The 16748-nt window shown below is 53.4% G+C and carries 18 protein-coding genes; 2 read left to right on the top strand and 16 right to left on the bottom strand.

Annotation, left to right across the window (positions count from 1 at the left end; translation table 11 throughout):
* Window positions 1–261 precede the first annotated feature (261 nt).
* From cysN to HZS80_RS05620, 6 genes are all read right to left on the bottom strand, one after another.
* Window positions 262–1704 carry a sulfate adenylyltransferase subunit CysN gene (cysN, locus tag HZS80_RS05595; protein WP_035566536.1) on the bottom strand — a complete coding sequence of 481 codons (1443 nt, stop codon included), beginning with the start codon at window positions 1702–1704 and terminating at the stop codon, window positions 262–264.
* Window positions 1704–2717, bottom strand: a complete 1014-nt coding sequence (cysD, locus tag HZS80_RS05600) for a sulfate adenylyltransferase subunit CysD (RefSeq protein ID WP_144408591.1) — start codon at window positions 2715–2717, stop codon at window positions 1704–1706. Before cysD ends, cysN begins: the two co-directional genes overlap by 1 nt.
* A 177-nt stretch (window positions 2718–2894) precedes the next feature.
* Window positions 2895–3641 carry a phosphodiesterase gene (locus HZS80_RS05605; protein ID WP_179915412.1) on the bottom strand — a complete coding sequence of 249 codons (747 nt, stop codon included), beginning with the start codon at window positions 3639–3641 and terminating at the stop codon, window positions 2895–2897.
* Complete coding sequence (locus HZS80_RS05610) at window positions 3641–4087, bottom strand: DUF1249 domain-containing protein (protein WP_035566543.1); 447 nt, start codon at window positions 4085–4087, stop codon at window positions 3641–3643. Before HZS80_RS05610 ends, HZS80_RS05605 begins: the two co-directional genes overlap by 1 nt.
* 2 nt (window positions 4088–4089) lie before the next feature.
* Window positions 4090–4809 (bottom strand): NUDIX domain-containing protein, encoded by a 720-nt coding sequence (locus HZS80_RS05615; RefSeq protein ID WP_035566545.1) that lies wholly within the window; start codon window positions 4807–4809, stop codon window positions 4090–4092.
* Between the two features lie 72 nt (window positions 4810–4881).
* Window positions 4882–5541, bottom strand: coding sequence for a tetratricopeptide-like helical (locus HZS80_RS05620; protein ID WP_035566547.1), 660 nt, complete (start codon window positions 5539–5541; stop codon window positions 4882–4884).
* Window positions 5542–5701: 160 nt separating this feature from the next.
* On the opposite strand from HZS80_RS05620, the gene greB reads away from it, so the two are divergent.
* Window positions 5702–6232, top strand: coding sequence for a transcription elongation factor GreB (gene greB / locus HZS80_RS05625; RefSeq protein WP_008957606.1), 531 nt, complete (start codon window positions 5702–5704; stop codon window positions 6230–6232).
* 31 nt (window positions 6233–6263) lie between these two features.
* On the opposite strand, the gene HZS80_RS05630 is transcribed toward greB, so the two are convergent.
* The 10 genes from HZS80_RS05630 to HZS80_RS05670 all read right to left on the bottom strand — a co-directional run bounded on the left by HZS80_RS05630 (window position 6264) and on the right by HZS80_RS05670 (window position 15717).
* Entirely contained in the window at window positions 6264–6992 is a 729-nt protein-coding gene (locus HZS80_RS05630) for an SIMPL domain-containing protein (protein ID WP_179915413.1), read from the bottom strand.
* Window positions 6993–7141: 149 nt separating this feature from the next.
* Window positions 7142–8425: a TRAP transporter large permease gene (locus HZS80_RS05635; RefSeq protein ID WP_035566551.1), complete on the bottom strand. Its 1284-nt coding sequence runs from the start codon at window positions 8423–8425 to the stop codon at window positions 7142–7144.
* An 11-nt stretch (window positions 8426–8436) separates the two neighbouring features.
* A complete protein-coding gene (locus HZS80_RS23380; RefSeq protein WP_281662198.1) occupies window positions 8437–8712 on the bottom strand; it encodes a TRAP transporter small permease in 276 nt (91 codons plus the stop codon).
* A 7-nt stretch (window positions 8713–8719) separates the two neighbouring features.
* Complete coding sequence (locus HZS80_RS23385) at window positions 8720–8911, bottom strand: TRAP transporter small permease (RefSeq protein ID WP_246361744.1); 192 nt, start codon at window positions 8909–8911, stop codon at window positions 8720–8722.
* Between the two features lie 60 nt (window positions 8912–8971).
* Window positions 8972–9958, bottom strand: a complete 987-nt coding sequence (locus tag HZS80_RS05645) for a C4-dicarboxylate TRAP transporter substrate-binding protein (RefSeq protein ID WP_179915414.1) — start codon at window positions 9956–9958, stop codon at window positions 8972–8974.
* Window positions 9959–10125: 167 nt separating this feature from the next.
* A complete protein-coding gene (locus HZS80_RS05650; RefSeq protein WP_035566557.1) occupies window positions 10126–11241 on the bottom strand; it encodes a mannitol dehydrogenase family protein in 1116 nt (371 codons plus the stop codon).
* Complete coding sequence (locus tag HZS80_RS05655) at window positions 11238–12875, bottom strand: UxaA family hydrolase (protein ID WP_179915415.1); 1638 nt, start codon at window positions 12873–12875, stop codon at window positions 11238–11240. Before HZS80_RS05655 ends, HZS80_RS05650 begins: the two co-directional genes overlap by 4 nt.
* The gene (locus HZS80_RS05660) at window positions 12872–13909 is read right to left on the bottom strand and encodes a zinc-binding alcohol dehydrogenase family protein (RefSeq protein WP_035566562.1); all 1038 of its coding nucleotides are present in this window, start codon (window positions 13907–13909) and stop codon (window positions 12872–12874) included. Before HZS80_RS05660 ends, HZS80_RS05655 begins: the two co-directional genes overlap by 4 nt.
* A 202-nt stretch (window positions 13910–14111) precedes the next feature.
* Window positions 14112–14954, bottom strand: a complete 843-nt coding sequence (locus tag HZS80_RS05665; RefSeq protein WP_179915416.1) for a fumarylacetoacetate hydrolase family protein — start codon at window positions 14952–14954, stop codon at window positions 14112–14114.
* Between the two features lie 22 nt (window positions 14955–14976).
* Window positions 14977–15717, bottom strand: a complete 741-nt coding sequence (locus tag HZS80_RS05670; RefSeq protein WP_179915417.1) for an SDR family oxidoreductase — start codon at window positions 15715–15717, stop codon at window positions 14977–14979.
* Between the two features lie 261 nt (window positions 15718–15978).
* Between HZS80_RS05670 and HZS80_RS05675 the strand changes: the two genes are divergently transcribed.
* Entirely contained in the window at window positions 15979–16734 is a 756-nt protein-coding gene (locus HZS80_RS05675; protein WP_179915418.1) for a FadR/GntR family transcriptional regulator, read from the top strand.
* Window positions 16735–16748 lie beyond the last annotated feature (14 nt).

Here is a 16748-nt window from a genome sequence, read left to right on the forward strand (position 1 = left end):
GAAAAACAGGTCAGACCGACCTTCTCAAAACCTGCTCATTGCGATGGCTGAAAAAGCCTACGCCTCGTTGAGGAGAGAAGGTGCGCGACGTTCATCAGGGTCAGGGGATAGCGTCCCCATTGAGAGACCGACTATACGCACGCATCGGCTTATGTTGTTCATCATCGTCGCTTGCAACCGGGGAGGAGTCCCTATACGCAATGACATAAGGAGAACTCCTCACTCTGATGTGAGGAGGCTCATGACCGGAGCTTATGCCGGTTAGCGGTTAAATAATCCGCTGATATCTTTAGCTTCCCAGTGGGGGAAATGCTTCCGCACCAGTGCATTCAGATCGCGCTCAAAGGCCGCCCAATCGGTGGTACTTGAAACACTGCCTGGAGCGCTTGCCGTGCCGCGAATCATACCGGCGCCTACGGTCACGTTGGTCAACCGATCAATGATGATAAAGCTGCCGGTGCCCGGGCTGGTGCGATAATCATCCACCGGAATAGCGGCGGTCAGCTCTACGTCGCAGCGGGCAATCGCATTTAAACCCAGCGAGTGAGTGGCATGTTTCTCGAGGGTATTGACGTCTATCTGGTAATCAATCGCACTGACCTGACCGGAAAGATCGCGGGTTGCCAGTTTGAAATCGTAGAGCTTACCCGGCGTTAACGCCTCTTCCTGCATCCAGACAATATCGGCTTTAAAGGTGTTGGCGAGCGGTAGTTCGCTATCTGCTGCCACCAGCCAGTCGCCACGGGAGATATCAATCTCATCTTCCAGGGTCACCGTGATCGCCTGGCCTGGATAGGCCGCGTCAAGGTCACCATCATAAGTAACAACCCGTGCAACCCGCGACGTTTTACCCGAGGGGAGTGCCTTAACGGCTTGCCCTGGGCGCAACACACCCGCGGCTAAGGTGCCGCAATAACCGCGAAAATCAAGGTTCGGGCGGTTGACGTACTGCACCGGCAAGCGCAGATCGCTGAGGTTCTGATCGCGTGTAATCTCGACACTTTCCAACAGTTCAATCAGCGTTTGCCCCTGGTAACTGTCGTTAAAATACCAGGGCGTGTGTTCGCTGCGATTGACCACGTTGTCGCCATTCAGCGCCGACATCGGCACAAAGCGAATGTCCGGCGCCTGCAGATTAGTGGCAAAGGCGCGGTACTCATCGACTATCTCGTTAAAGCGCTGCTCGGAGAAGTCCACCAGATCCATCTTATTGACTGCAATCACCAGGTGTTGGATACCCAGCAGGTCGGCAATAAAGCTATGGCGGCGAGTCTGGGTCTGCACGCCGTAGCGGGCATCGATCAGGATAATCGCCAGGCTGGCGGTTGAAGCACCTGTGGCCATGTTGCGGGTGTACTGCTCATGCCCAGGCGTATCGGCGATAATAAACTTGCGCTTATCGGTAGAGAAAAAGCGGTACGCGACATCAATGGTAATGCCCTGCTCACGCTCTGACTGCAGGCCATCCACCAACAACGCCAGATCAACGGTATCACCGGTCGTACCACTGGTTTTAGAAGCCTGGGTGATCGCTGCCAGTTGATCTTCAAAGATCATTTTCGAGTCGTGAAGCAGACGGCCAATCAGCGTCGATTTACCGTCGTCGACGCTACCGCAGGTAATAAAACGCAGCAGGTCTTTGTTTTCGTGCTCGTGCAGGTACTGCTCGATATTATCGGCGATTAAATTAGACTGGTGAGACATCAGAAGTACCCCTCGCGCTTTTTCTTCTCCATGGAACCCACCTGGTCGCGGTCGATGGCGCGGCCACTGCGTTCACTGGTTCGGGTCAGCAGCATCTCTTGAATAATTTCCGGCAGCGTCGCGGCTTCGGACTCTACCGCGCCGGTTAGCGGGTAGCAGCCAAGCGTTCTAAACCGTACCGACTTCATTTCCGGCACTTCGTCGGGCGCTAATGGCATGCGGTCGTCATCCACCATCACTTGCATACCGTCGCGCTCGACTATGGGCCGTTTGGCCGAGTAGTAGAGCGGCACGATGGGTATCGACTCTAGGTAGATGTACTGCCAGATATCCAGCTCAGTCCAGTTAGAGAGCGGAAAGACGCGGATCGATTCGCCTTTATTAACCTTGGCGTTATATACGTTCCAAAGCTCAGGGCGCTGGTTTTTAGGATCCCAGCGGTGATACTTATCGCGGAACGAGTAGACGCGCTCTTTAGCACGCGAGGCTTCTTCATCGCGGCGGGCACCACCGAAGGCTGCATCAAAACCGTATTTATCCAACGCCTGCTTGAGCGCCTGGGTTTTCATGATATCGGTGTATTTGGCACTGCCATGATCGAACGGGTTGATATTGGCCGCCCGCCCCTCTTCGTTGGTATGCACGATCAGCTCCATACCCGCTTCTTCTGCCATGCGGTTGCGGAACTCGATCATTTCGCGGAACTTCCACGTGGTATCCACGTGCATCAGCGGGAATGGCGGTGTACCGGGGTAAAATGCTTTACGCGCCAGATGCAGCATGACCGACGAGTCTTTGCCAATGGAGTACATCATTACCGGGTTGGCAAATTCGGCGGCGACTTCACGGATAATATGGATAGACTCGGCTTCTAATTGCTTGAGGTGGGTCAAGCGCGCGGCATCAGGGGCATTAAAAGCCTCCTCCTGCGTAGCTGAAGATGAAGAACGCGTCTCTGAAGACCGATCTTTTGACGACCGCTCCTTCGAAGAAATAGTAGACAATTGGGTCATGGCCCCTTACCTCACAAGAACAAGCTCGTCACACAAGCTAAAATCAGCGTACGTTATAAATAAATGTACGTTCGAATGTGGGTAGGGTAACGCCGAGCCAGTAATAACCCAAAAGAATTAATAACTATCTTTTTATTCCTAAAAAACCTATCTAAAAATAAGGGAGCAATAAACCGTCTAATCAATGCGCTCAATCCAGCTCTGCCACTCGCTTTCCTGGGTATCGCTCCTCGCCAAATCGATAATGCGATAGCCAGGGCGGGAAGCTTCATCGATGGCGAACTCCTCTGCACCAGGCATAAACTGATCGGCCATCGCAGGACAGCCATAAACATCAATCGTCGCTTCGCCTATTCGGCGATGCTCGGCGTAAGCTTGGTGCACGTGTCCAAACAGGATGATCTTGACGTGCGGGTGTTGGCTTAGCAGTTCCCAAAACGCGTCGCGATCTTGTAGGCCAATGGCATCCATCCACATCGCACCCACGTTAACCGGCGGATGGTGCATGGCAATCAGCGTGGGGCGATCGTCGCTCTTTAACTGTTCAGCGAGCTGATCTTGGCGCTCGCTTCCCAGTTCGCCGTGGGGCTTGCCCTCCACCTGGGTATTGAGCATCAGTATGCGCCACGAATCCAAGTCCACTTGATCGACCATCGGACGCTCGGCAGCCATGAACTCGGGCTGATCGTGATTACCCGGCAGCCAGTACCAGGGGCAAGGCAACTGCTCCAGCGCCTCCACCGCCAAAGCGTAGGAAGCAGCTGACTCGTCCTGGCTCACGTCACCGGTAAACAGCACGATATCGGGCTTTTCAGTGACAACGGCACTCAACACCTGCTGAAACTGTCGCCAGGGTATTCCCGCGCGGGAACGCGCTGCGGTATCCGCATAGAGATGGGCGTCGGTAATCTGAACCACACGCATTAGGGAGTCTCCGGCACGTCAACACTGTGGCCGTGGGCAAGGCCGTGAGCCAGCCACTCGCCCAGGAAGCGGTTGAGTTGAAGCTTCTCATCCGGCTGATGCATACGGGCGTTAGGATAACGGTAGCGGCCACTAAAGTGACGCTCGCGCTGAAAGTCGGTCACTTCCGCCATGCGCACATCGTGATAGAGGTGTACGCGCATACGCGGCCCTTCCATGACGGTATCTAACGGGCCAGTTTGAGAAACATTCACCATGGTGGTGTAAGGCGCCTGCTCTTGAATATACAGATGCAGATCGCCGAAATGCTGTTTATCGCCGCGCAGGGCAATATCACGACGCTGTCCGGCCTCCATATCGCCCACCAGTCGCACCAAACGTAAATAGTTGGCGCTGCACTCCCCTTGGAGCGATTTTAAATCGGTGACATAGGCCGTTCTCGCCATGTTCACTCCTCGTCGGTTTCGCTTTGTGTCAGCGCCTGCTGTGAAGCGGCGCGAAGTGAGGCTCGTTGGCTATTAAGCCAATGTAGTCCAATCAGACACATGGCGTTGTCGAGTCGTCCCTGCGTCAAGAGCTCCCAGGCATTGGCAAACGGCATGACATGTACCCGAATGTCCTCATGCTCTTCGTCTAAGCCATGAATCCCACCTAGCCCTTGGCAATCCACCAAACCACAAAATAGGGTCACTTCCTCGTTGCAGGCGCCGGGGCTTGGATAATAAGTGTGTAATTTGGTCAGTGCGGCCACTTTACAACCCGCTTCTTCCCACGCTTCACGGCGGGCCACGTCTTCCAGTGACTCGCCATCTTCCACCAGACCCGCCACCAGCTCGAGCTTCCAGGGAGACACGGCATCATCAATGGCGCCTGCGCGAAACTGCTCAATCAATACCACTAAATCGCGGGCAGGGTCGTAAAGCAGCACACCTACCGCGTCAAAACGGCTGTGTACTTCTCGGCTTATAGGTTCGCTCCAGCCACCTTCGAATAGGCGGTGACGAAGTTCCAGGCCTTCCAGGCGGAAAAACCCTTGATGCAACGCCTCACGCTTGAGCAGCTCAACGTCACCGCGCTTTAACTGCGGAACGCTAAGCGCTGAGCTTCGAAAAGGGGCCTCTTGAGATGGAGAATTTCCAAACTCAGCGTTTTTAGGGCTAGACGCCATGGAGCACTCCCGGTGGTGATAATCGATCTATTATCAATGCTTGCCACCGGGAATGCCAATCCAGTTAGCGGATTAAAGCTGATTGAGCAGCGTCTCGGCATCGCGACGCAGCGCTTCATCTGAGACTTGCCGGTTCTCGCGAGCGGTGCCGTTAACCGCCCGCTCGGCATGCTCACGCGCTGCCTGCTCATTGCCCTCTTCTTTCAAGAAAGCGGCATAGTAGTAGTTAACATCGATACCGTCCGGGCGGATCTCCAGAGCACGCTGGAACATGCGTTCAGCCGTCTCGCTATTGCCGAAGCCGAGTGGTCGACCCGGCGCGCGGTCGTAAAGCGCGCCTAGCGTGACGTAGGCCGAACCATTCAGCCCTTGCGGATCGATTTCAATCGCTTGCTCCAGCGCATCGCGCGCATCACCTGCGGTTCCCAAGGCGCCCAAGCCACCCCTTTCCCGGGCATAGGAGGCCAAAATAATGCCCTGCCAGACAAGTATGTCAGCTTCATCTTCGTGCTGTTCAGCCAATTGTTCCACTTCGCCGGCCAACGCTTTCAACGTACTTTCTCGCTCATTGGCAGGCATCTCCGTCACGGTGTGCTCCCAGCGGTTTTTCAACGAAAACAGCTCGCCTTCGAAGGCGGTCGCGGTCAACGGTGACAGCACCAGCGCGGTACTCATCGCGGCGGCGATCAGGGAACGTGGTAAAGACATGGGTAAAAAATAGAGAGTTCGCATACATGCTCCTGAATTATTATTGTCCAGCGTAGACTCACCAATGGCGGGCCTCTCACATAATGTAACGAACGTTTGAATGATTCGCCAGTGGCATGTTGCTTGGTATGCTTCGCGCAATTAACGTAAAGTAGGTAGCTCGAAACACGAAGGGGAACAGGTAATGAAAGGCCGCAACATGACCCGCTGGCGCGATCCAGCCAAAGATCCGCGTCAAGCCCCTAAGAGCAATCTGATCACCCCGGAAGGGGCGTCACGTCTGCGCGCTATACTGGATCATCTTTCACGGGTTAAACGCCCGGCCCTTTCAGAGAAAGTCGGCGAAGCCGCCGCTCAGGGCGATCGCAGTGAAAACGCAGATTACACTTATAATAAGAAAGAGCTAAATCGGGTTATTGCCCGGATTACCTACCTGACAAAACGTTTAGACGAACTGCAAATTGTCGATCGGCTGCCTGCCGATACTAGCAAGGTGTTTTTCGGCGCCTATGTGAGCCTGGAAGATGAAAACGGCGAGCAGGTACATCTCAGGATTGTTGGCCACGATGAAATCGACACTAAAAAACGCTGGATCAGTATCGATGCCCCCATGGCCAAGGCCCTGCTGAGCAAGCAGATAGGCGATGAGGCGAAGGTGCTCACCCCCAATGGTGAGATGTTTTATACCATCACCGCCCTAGACTACACGGGCTGAGCGCCCTTCCCTTGGCGCGTTCCTATTAAGCCTAGTCCTGTAAAGAATAGTCCACCGTGGTGACGACGCGGACGCGTTTGGTTTGTGGCGTGTAGCTATCCAGATCTTCAATGGAAAAGTAGCCTTGCGTGGCCTGACGAATCTGCCCCACTTGGCTACCGGAATCTTCAGCAAACTGCTGTGCGGCGTTGCGCGCATCCGCCGTTGCCGCTGCAATCATTTCGGGCTTGATGTCATCAAGCCCGGTGAATAAAAATTCCGTGCGGTATTCATAGCTGGGTGAAAGCAGCACGCCTTCACGCACCAGCGAAGTAGCGCTAGGGATCGCCTCAATCACGCCCTCAACATTGGGGGAGCGCAGTAGCAGCGTCGCTTCGGCACGGTAGCGTTCATCCGGGCGCTGACCGCCGTATTGGTTGCTAAATTGATCGGTAATTCGTGGCGCTGTCGAACTAACATGCTCTGGGGCAAAGCCCTGGGCCTTAAGAAAATCGCGAATCGCCTGCTCATCCCTGGACAACTGCTGCTCAAGGTCGCCCAAGCTATTGGCGCTGACACTGTAGTTGAACGGCCAAAGCACTAAATCTGCTGGCACTTCCCGCTCTGATAAGCCGCGCACTGTCACGCTGCGGGACGACTGCTGCCACACTTCAGCAGCTCTCTTGATATAGCTGCCGCCGACAACCAGCCCTATTGCCAGCAACCCGCCAAGCAAAACGGCACTTGCCAGTACCGCCGTATTTCGAATACTGCCCGCCATTTCAACCACTCCCACAAACTGCCGTTAAATTAACGACTACTTATTTGCATCATAGACCTTAAAGGTCAATTCGTGGGCGGCTGATTGTGGCAAGTGTGAGGAAATGCCCCCCTGCATTTAAGCAGAGGGCCGGCATTAAAACGATTTATTTAGAAAACGAGCGCGGGCAACGCGAGAGAGATTGCGGGAACGAAGGTGGTCAGTAGCAGGATGCATACCATAACTAGCCAGAACGGCATGACGGCGCGAATAAAAGAAGCAACGCTAACCCCCGTAATACTGCAGGTCGTGAACATCACCGTTCCCAGCGGCGGGGTAATCGTGCCAATGGTGGCATTAATGATGAAAATAATGCCGAAATGAACCGGATCAATACCGAACTGAGCCGCGACTGGAGCCAGGAGGGGTGAAAGCACAATCAGGATGGCATTGCCTTCCAGAAACATCCCTAACACCAACAGTAGCAAATTAGCTAATAGCAGGAAGACAATCGCGCTACCTACTTGGGATGAGAGCAGCATAGCGATCTCTTGCGGTATCTGTTCCCAAGTAAGGAAGCGAGCAAACCCTGATGCCACGGCAATAATAAAGAGCACATTGACAGAGGCAAGAAGTGACTCATTGGTTGCCATGGCGATGCTTTTTGGCGTCATCTGCTTATAGACAAAAACGCCAACAATTAGCGCATAAAGCACCGCAATAGCACCGGCTTCTGTCGGCGTGAAGACACCAATCCGAATACCGCCAATCACCACCAATGGCAGCATCAAGGCGATAACACCTGCACGGGTAACACTCACCCACTCATGACGTGTCACCTTCTTGCGCTCAGGTGGCTGATAATGATGCCGACGACATAAATATGAAACCAGCACCATCAAACTGATGGCCATCAACACACCCGGTACTACTCCCGCTAGAAATAGCCGCCCAATTGAAACGTTATTGACGTAGCCATACACGATCAAAGCAATACCAGGTGGAATTGTCGAGGTAATCAATGACGACGCCGCCGTAACCGCACTGGAAAAAGACTTGGGATAGCCCTTCTCAGTCATGCTGGGCACTAGCAGTTTTGCGTTCATGGCGGCATCGGCAATGTTGGAACCGGAAAGCCCGCCCATAAAAGTACTCAACAGCACGTTGGCCTGCGCCAATCCGCCATGCATGCGTCGCGTCAGCAGCTCAGCCAGCCTGAGTAAACGGTCAGTGATACCCGAATAGTTCATGAAGACGCCAGCCATAATGAAAAACGGGATCGCCAACAGCGAAACCGACTCCAGTCCTCCGGCCAGGCGTTGGATCAGCAGCATCATCGGTTGATCGGCACCCACGATGAAGTATAGAAACGTCGAGAAAAACAGTGCAAAGGCGACAGGCGTACCTAATAAAAACAACACAAACAGTGCGCCAAGAGCAGTCGTGACAGCCATGTGGTTGTCTCCTATGGTTTATGTCGCTGAAACAACCGCACCACGCAGTGATATATCATTACCACTGCGCTAACGGGAATCGCCACATGAATCCAGTAATAGGGAATTTGCAGCATCGGCGTACTGCGAAATGCTGAAATACTGAGTAATTGGGTGCCCCAATACAGCATGGCCAGAGCACTCATTAAAATGATGCCCACGCTGAATAGCTGCTCATTCCAATGCGCTAAGCGGGGTGGAAGCTTATCGGTAACGAAGCTGATGAATACATGCTCGCGGCGGCGCACCAACGCACTAGCCCCCCAGAAAAGTGGCCCAGACCAGCAGTAACTGAAGTACCTCTTCTGTCCAAGCCAAAGGGAAATTAAACAGATAACGCATAAAAACATTACTGATAGCTACTAAAAAGAGCGCGAAAACAGCTGCCGTCGCGATAACCTCATCCAGCCGCATCACTCGATCTAGCCACGTAAAAATACGCTTCATACCAGACTCCTTGACCAGATACCCCAGCAGGCGCTGGGGTACCATAAAATCACACGCTAATCAGCCGTTGATGATCTCGTAGACATCGTCATAGAGACCATCACTCCACTGAGGGAACGCGGTGGGAATCTGTTCTGCAGCTCGCTCACGGAAGGGGGTGGTATCAACCTCGTGAATCTCTACGCCTTCGCTGCGCAGTTTCTCCAGCGCCTGTTCACTATCTTCTGCGACAAGCTCAGCAAGATATTCAGCCATTTGCTGGCCGGTATCAGTCAGAATCTGCTGCTGCTCTTCATCCAGCTGATCCCAAAATGCCTGTCCCGTAACGAAAGGTGCCACGGTATGCATATGCGCCGTCAGGCTAAGATGCTTGACCACCTCGTGAAACTTTCCGCCAAAGAGCACGGCAGCAGGGTTCTCGACACCATCTACCATTCCCTGAGCCAAAGCGGGATAGACATCCCCCAGTGACATAGGTGTTGGTGTCGCGCCCATGGCACGAATGGCTTCGACATACATCTGCGAGTTCTGGACACGTACGCCCACACCGTCGAGGTCATCAGGGCTATTCACCGGCTCACGTGTTAACAAATGGCGAACACCGTATACGGCGTTAGGAATTACAATGTGATACCCGGAGGATGCTACCTGCGTCATTTGGTCAGCAAACCATTCAGAGTCAAATACCTTGAGTTTGGTCTCAAAGTCTTCGCTCAAATAGGGGGCATCCAGTACGGCGAGGTCGGGAACCGAGTCTAGAAAGTTGCTGTAAGCCGTAATCGAAATGATGGCGGAACCGAAACGAGCCTGTTCCATCACCTCGGTTTCAGAGCCTAATTGGCTTGCTGGAAAAGCTTTAAGCTCTATTTCACCATTACTTGCTTCATTGACCCATTCGGCCCATTGATTTACAGCGACATCTACCGGTTCACCGGGCTGGTTGCCATAAGCCACACGAATCACAGTGTTTGCTTGGGCAGCACTGACAAAGCCAATGCTGGTGACCGTAGCAAGCGTAATCGCGATAGAGAGTTTATTTAGACGCATGATGTACTCCATTTTTTTTGTGTGTAACGACGGTTATTGTTCCTACCCTGAAGGCAGTGTTGTTTTATATACAATTTATCTACATAAGATAATACTGCAGTAATAGAGCGCTATTATCTCTGCCATGTGATTTACATAGCACCTCCTTATAAGGGGCTTACTGCCTTCTACTTCCTGCCAAGCGCTGCACAAAGCCGTGGAGTGGCGATCTCATATTTAATTCCTAGTTCCACCACAGGTTCCAATCGCCGTGTCAGCTTATCGCCATGATAATTTGCAATATCCTCAAGCCGATGATCCAGGTAGGGGTTGTCGAACCGCTCCAAGGTGTTATGCCAATAGGCGTTTAAATCCATATCCGGCAGTTCACGGGCCAACACGGGCAATACCTCTTGCATCATGACTTCGCTGAGGCCATTACGTAGCCATGGCTCCTGCATAGCCTCTCTTACGTAGGTAACGGACTCTGTTAACCCATTCTGGCGCCACTGATCGACAAGATAGGTATGCGCTAAATTGAGAATGTGCAGTTTGCGTAATTCAAACGGCTGAAGTGAACTTGCCATCTCAACGGCAGGGTGCTCAAAGGGCATTACCAGACCTGGTGTTTGTTGTATTGCCCAAAGCGCATAAGGCTCGGCAACTGCGCCGACGGGCTCCAAAGGGGCCGAAACGATGCGATCCACAAGCGTATTGACCCAGCAACAATGGGCCGCTAACCACTCTTCAAAGGGTGTATCGTGATAATCCCGACGCGCCAGTTGAAGCACTATTTCCTTCAATACGTGACCATTGCTGCCGATCAATTCACAAGGCAGCAGTGTCAAGCCTGGCTGCCCTGCACTAAAACGTGCATAGAGTAGCTTGGTGAGCTTACCGGGAAAGCTTGAGGGCACATCAGCGAGACTAGTGTCATCTGCCACTTGGTAGCCACTGTCCCCTGTGTTGGAGATCACCCAGCGTGCCATGTAGATAAAGTGGTGCTCTAACGCCTGCCACTGCTCTTGAGCCACCAGGCAGCCTGCAACGCTACCAATTGAGAGCTGCTCATCGACGGGCTGGCCATTGCGCAATCCCCTAATATGTAGCGGGTAGCTTGCTTGCTGTGCCAGCGCGACTGCCTTGGCTTTCCCCTCGGGCCGTGAAGAAGTTTGTACGACAAGAATGGCTTCCTGGCTGTTACCGTTTTCAATCGCCTGTGCAGCAAAAGCAGCCACATGACCCAGCAAAAAACGGCTGGTACCAAACTGAACAATACTCGCCTGAGAGAGCGGCAGTTTCACAATGACACTCCTCGTTTCCAAGGAATAAAATCCAACTGTGAAAGGCGCTCTGCCTTGGTGGTATAACGACCCGACGCGGTATCGATACACAGTTGCAGCAACTCATCCGCGAGCTCTGCAATGCCTGCTTCACCACGAATAACCGGACCAGCGTCGAAATCGATGACATCGCTCATCCGTCTTGCCATCTCGCTGTTACTGGAAATTTTGATCACTGGTGCCACAGGATTACCAGTGGGGGTACCCAAACCAGTAGTAAACAGCACCAAGTTGGCACCAGATCCCACTAGTCCTGTTGTAGACTCAACGTCATTGCCAGGCGTACATAGCAGATTAAGGCCCTTGCGGGTCATGGGCTCGGTATAGTCGAGCACATCCACCACTGGACTATCCCCGCCTTTTTTAGCAGCCCCCGCCGATTTCATCGCATCGGTGATCAAGCCGTCACGAACGTTGCCCGGTGAAGGATTCATGGAAAAATCAGCTCCCACTGCGTGGGCGTGACGTTGATAAGCTGTCATTAACGACGTAAACCGCTCGGCCACTTGGGGATCACCACAGCGGGCGAGCAACTCATGCTCAACGCCGCACAACTCAGGGAACTCACTTAAAATACCACTCCCTCCCAGCGCCACAATCCTATCTACCACAGCCCCGACAACAGGATTGGCAGAAAGCCCAGAAAAGCCATCCGAGCCACCGCACTCGACGCCCAGGGTGAGCTCAGAGAGCGCTGCCGGTTGTCGTGTCAATTGATTAGCTTTCTTCAGCCCATCAAAAATGGCTGTCAGCGCATCGCGGATAAGCTCTTCTTCACTGTTGGATGCCTGCTGCTCGAAGTAACTTACGGACTTATGACCTTTCGGATCACGCGCCGTGATCGCCTGCTGTAGCATACTGATCTGCGCTTTCTGACAACCCAGGCTAAGCACCGTGGCCCCAGCCACGTTAGGGTGGCAAATGTAGCCTGCGAGTAACTCGCAGAGTGCTCCAGCATCGCCATCCGTGCCGCCGCACCCTTGTTGGTGTACCAGAAAACGCACGCCATCCACATTGGGGAATAGCCGCTCACCCGCAGGCAGTACCGACTCAGCGGCATTTTCGCCATGTAACAACTGCCTCGCCATACGCTTGTAGTCATAAAAGGGGTCGTCCCCCAATGCATCGGCAACGCACTGGCGCAGCACCTCAATATTGCGGTTCTCACAAAACACCAAAGGCACTACCAACCACACATTCGCCGTTCCAACTCGCCCATCCGGGCGGTGATAACCATCAAACGTTGTCTGTTCAAACGCGGTCACAGACGGGGGCTGCCACGCCTGCTGGTGCATATTGCCGGTTAAATCCTCCGTTGAGTGCACCAAGTTCTCAGTGGTAATCGCCCCACCAGCAGCAATTGACTGAGTCACTTTACCAACCCGAACGCCGTACATAATGACCATATCGCCCACGGCCATATCGCTGAGGGCGAACTTGTGCTTATGACGAACAGGCCCAGGCAGCGTAATACTGACGCCTTGATCCTCGATCACCGTGCCGGCGGGTAGATCGGTCAACGCGACGCGAACATTATCCACCGCATGGACACGCAGCGTGAGATGGGGCGTTTGGCTCGCGATCAGGTCACTCACGGGCGTACTTCCTCAGCGTCAATGGAAATCATGGCTTTGATAACCTGATTGGCAGGGTCACACCACTGGGACATTTGGGTGGGTACGTCGGCGAGCGGTGCCCGATGAGTAATCATGGCTTCGGCGTTAATGTCACCGCTCTCCATCAGGGCCACCACGTTATCGAAGTCTTCTCGGGTGGCGTTTCGGCTCCCCATGAGGGTCAGCTCTTTCTTGTGGAAATCAGGGTCGTTAAAGGTAATATCGGCTTTGACCACGCTGACCAGCACATAGCGCCCACCGTGGCCTGCCAGATCGAACCCCGCCTGCATGGCACGCGGGCTGCCGGTGGCATCGAACACCACATCCGCTAATGCGCCGCCATTCAATTGACTTATTAGCTCAGCCACATCGGCGTCCTGAGGATTCGCCACCGCATCAGCGCCCAATACATCGCGGCAAAAAGCCAACCGGGAAGCGTTGGTATCGACCATCAGTGTGCGTGCACCTTGGCTTTTAGCCACCTGCAGCACGCCCATACCAATCGGGCCAGCGCCAACGATGATGGCAAGCTCATCCGCTTGTAGCGCGCTGCGCCTAACCGCGTGAGCGCCAATCGCCATGCACTCCACCAGGGCGAGCTGATCGATACTCAGTGTTTCCGATACCACCAAATGGGTAGTAGGAACGGACAAATACTCCGCCATACCGCCATCTTGATGGACGCCAATCACCTGCATGTTCTGGCAGCAGTTGGTTTTATGCTGCAGACAGGCGCGGCACTCACCACAATGCAGGTAAGGGATAACGTAAACCTGCTTCCCTAGTAAATGCTGGGCTTGGTTGTCAGCGACCTCGACTACCTCACCAGCTAGCTCGTGGCCCAGCACGCGAGGGTATGCAAAATAGGGCTGGTTGCCGCCATAAGCATGAATATCCGTTCCACAGATACCGATACGGCGAATACGCAATAACGCTTGCCCAGGCGAACACTCGGGTCGATCGGCGTTAGCTAGCTCCAGATGGTGCGGTTTTGTACAAACAAGCACTTGCATGAGTGCGCTCCTTTTCACCACGCCAATAACTCACCAAGCCACTAAGGCTAACCAAGCAGAGCGATGGGTACATTGATCCAGTGGTCAGGCCTTTCTGGGTAAAAAAATTACCCATATTTTAGCCTTGGGCCTGACACTTATCGTGTTGCTACTATCAACGGGCATCACCCGCTGATAGTTATAATTCCAGAGACTTTATTTACTACGCCTGTATGACGCGCTGTAGCTGCTCACCAAGGCCTTCAATCCCTAAGCGCATTTGCTGTCCATTGCGAAGGTAAACAGGAGGCTTCTGCCCCATGCCAACTCCTGGCGGCGTTCCGGTTGAAATCACATCACCGGGCTGCAGACTCATAAAGCGACTCAAGTAGCTAATCAAAAAAGGCACTTGATAGACCATGGTGCGGGCATTGCCATCCTGATAGCGGTGGCCGTCCACCTCTAACCACATACTCAGCTGGTGGGGGTCCGCGACTTCATCTCGAGTTACCAGCCAGGGGCCTAATGGGCCGAACGTATCGCAGCCTTTGCCTTTATCCCAGGTACCACTGCGCTCTAGCTGAAACTCGCGTTCGGATACGTCGTTGACGACACAGAAGCCAGCCACATGGGACATCGCATCAGTTTCATCAATATAACGGCCACCTTTGCCGATAATGACCCCAAGCTCCACTTCCCAGTCGGTCTTCTTGGAACCGCGGGGGATTTCAACATCGTCATTAGGGCCGCAAATGGCGCTGGTCCACTTATTGAAAATGACAGGTTCAGCGGGAACCTCGGCGCCGGTTTCAGCCGCATGGTCTGAATAGTTGAGGCCAATACAGATAAATTTACCCACACGCCCTACACATGGCCCCAAACGAGTATCAGCCGAGACTTCAGGCAGTGCTGTTACCTCGATATCGCGCAATTTTGTTAATGCTTCATCGCTTAAAACATCGCCAGCAATATCACCCACGATAGAAGAAAGATCACGCACCTTCCCCTGACTGTCTAAGATGCCCGGTTTTTCCTGGCCCGGAGAGCCAAAACGTACAAGCTTCATATTGTTATCCCTTCTAAAGTAATCAGTTTGCCCAGCCGCCATCAATCAACTGTGTAGTACCCGTAATAAACTCAGACTCATCACTGGCTAGAAATGTTGCCAACGCCGCGACCTCTTCAACTCTTCCCAGCCGGCCCATTGGCTGGCGGGCAATAAAAGACGCCAGTACATCCGCTTCACTGCGTCCCTCTTTCTGGGCCTGCTCAGCGATGCGCTGCTTTAATGAAGGCGACTCAACAGTGCCTGGGCAGATAGCATTGCAACGAATGCCTTGTGTCATAAAGTCGGCAGCCACTGATTTGGTGAGACCGATCACCGCCGCTTTGGAAGCGCCATAAGCACAGCGATTCGCCACCCCTTTAACGCTGGATGCCAGGGAAGCCATATTGATAATACTGCCGCCCCCATTTACTAGCATGCCCGGTAAAAAAGCCTGCAAGGTATGAAACATAGAGGTGACATTAATATCCAGGGAACGCTGCCAAGTGGCTTCATCACACTCCAGTACAGATCCCCCCGCCACCATTCCCGCACAGTTGAAGAGTATGTCGATATTGGGTAGAGAACTGGCTAGCTCGTGAATCGCTTTGCTATCCGTGACATCCAAGCGATACGCTTCAACGCCTTTTACCCCTTCTAGCGTGGCAATATCAATATCTGTGGCAAATACCCGCGCGCCCTCGGCAACAAAGCGTTCGGCGCTGGCGCGACCAATACCATTCGCGGCGGCAGTGATGAGAGCAGTCTTGTTTTTGAGTCTCATGGTATGGCTATCCCTAACGGCTATAGGACGTCCCTAAAAGCGGTGGCACGTCCTAGCAAAGAGTGGGAACATACATCAGGCCAAAACATCCAGATATCTAATGGCCTGACCAATGAGTCGAGTATGCTAGAACAACTTTGGCCCTGGCAAGCCTCAAAAAGCTAAATATTAGCTTTAGAGGATCAACTTTAGTCGCTATAAACCTTAGTCTTGCAAACCTTAGTCGAATGCCTTCGATGAAACGGATAGGAAACACCACGAATGCCGATTCAAACCATCCGCTCGCAGCGCCTTTATCGCCAGATTGCAGATCAATTGCAGCAACTGATCAACGATGGCGAGTTCCCCCCAGGGGCGCTGCTGCCACCTGAGCGGGAACTGGCCCAATCGCTTGGTGTAAGCCGCGCCTCTGTTAGAGAAGCCTTAATTGCACTTGAAGTGGTTGGGCAAGTAGCCGTGCGTGTTGGGCACGGCGTGGTGGTACTTGAGTCTAGAGCGACGCCCCTTGAGCCTGTGATGCGTGCCGCAGCACGCACCGAGGCTTGGGCACTTGACCCAGAGTTCGAAAGCGAGATCGAGCTCAACCTGGATGAAGAAATCCCACCCTTCTCACTGCTCCAAACGCGGCGTTATATGGAGCCAGAAATTACCGCCTTGGCTGCCATGAATGCCACCGATGACGACCTGAAAGCAATTCGCCTGGCCTTCGAACGCAATGTATCTGACAACGCTAATGGCGGACGCAACTGCGCCGGAGACCGGTTGCTGCATATCCGCATTGCCGAGGCCTCCGGCAATGCCGCCTATGCGCTTGTCATCAAGCATCTGCTTGGTCATCAATACGGTGCCATGTTCCGCCGACTCCAAGAGCTATTCACGGAAACAGACATGCCCCAGCGCTCCCAAGACGACCACGAACGCATTGTGAACGCAATCGAATCGCGTGACCCTATCGCTGCTCGACATGCCATGGAAGTCCATTTAGACCATGTTTTAAATGTTTTCTTTGCTGAATAAACCGCCTCTCACCT

This window comes from Vreelandella glaciei (assembly GCF_013415125.1).
Classification (GTDB): Bacteria; Pseudomonadota; Gammaproteobacteria; order Pseudomonadales; family Halomonadaceae; genus Vreelandella; species Vreelandella glaciei.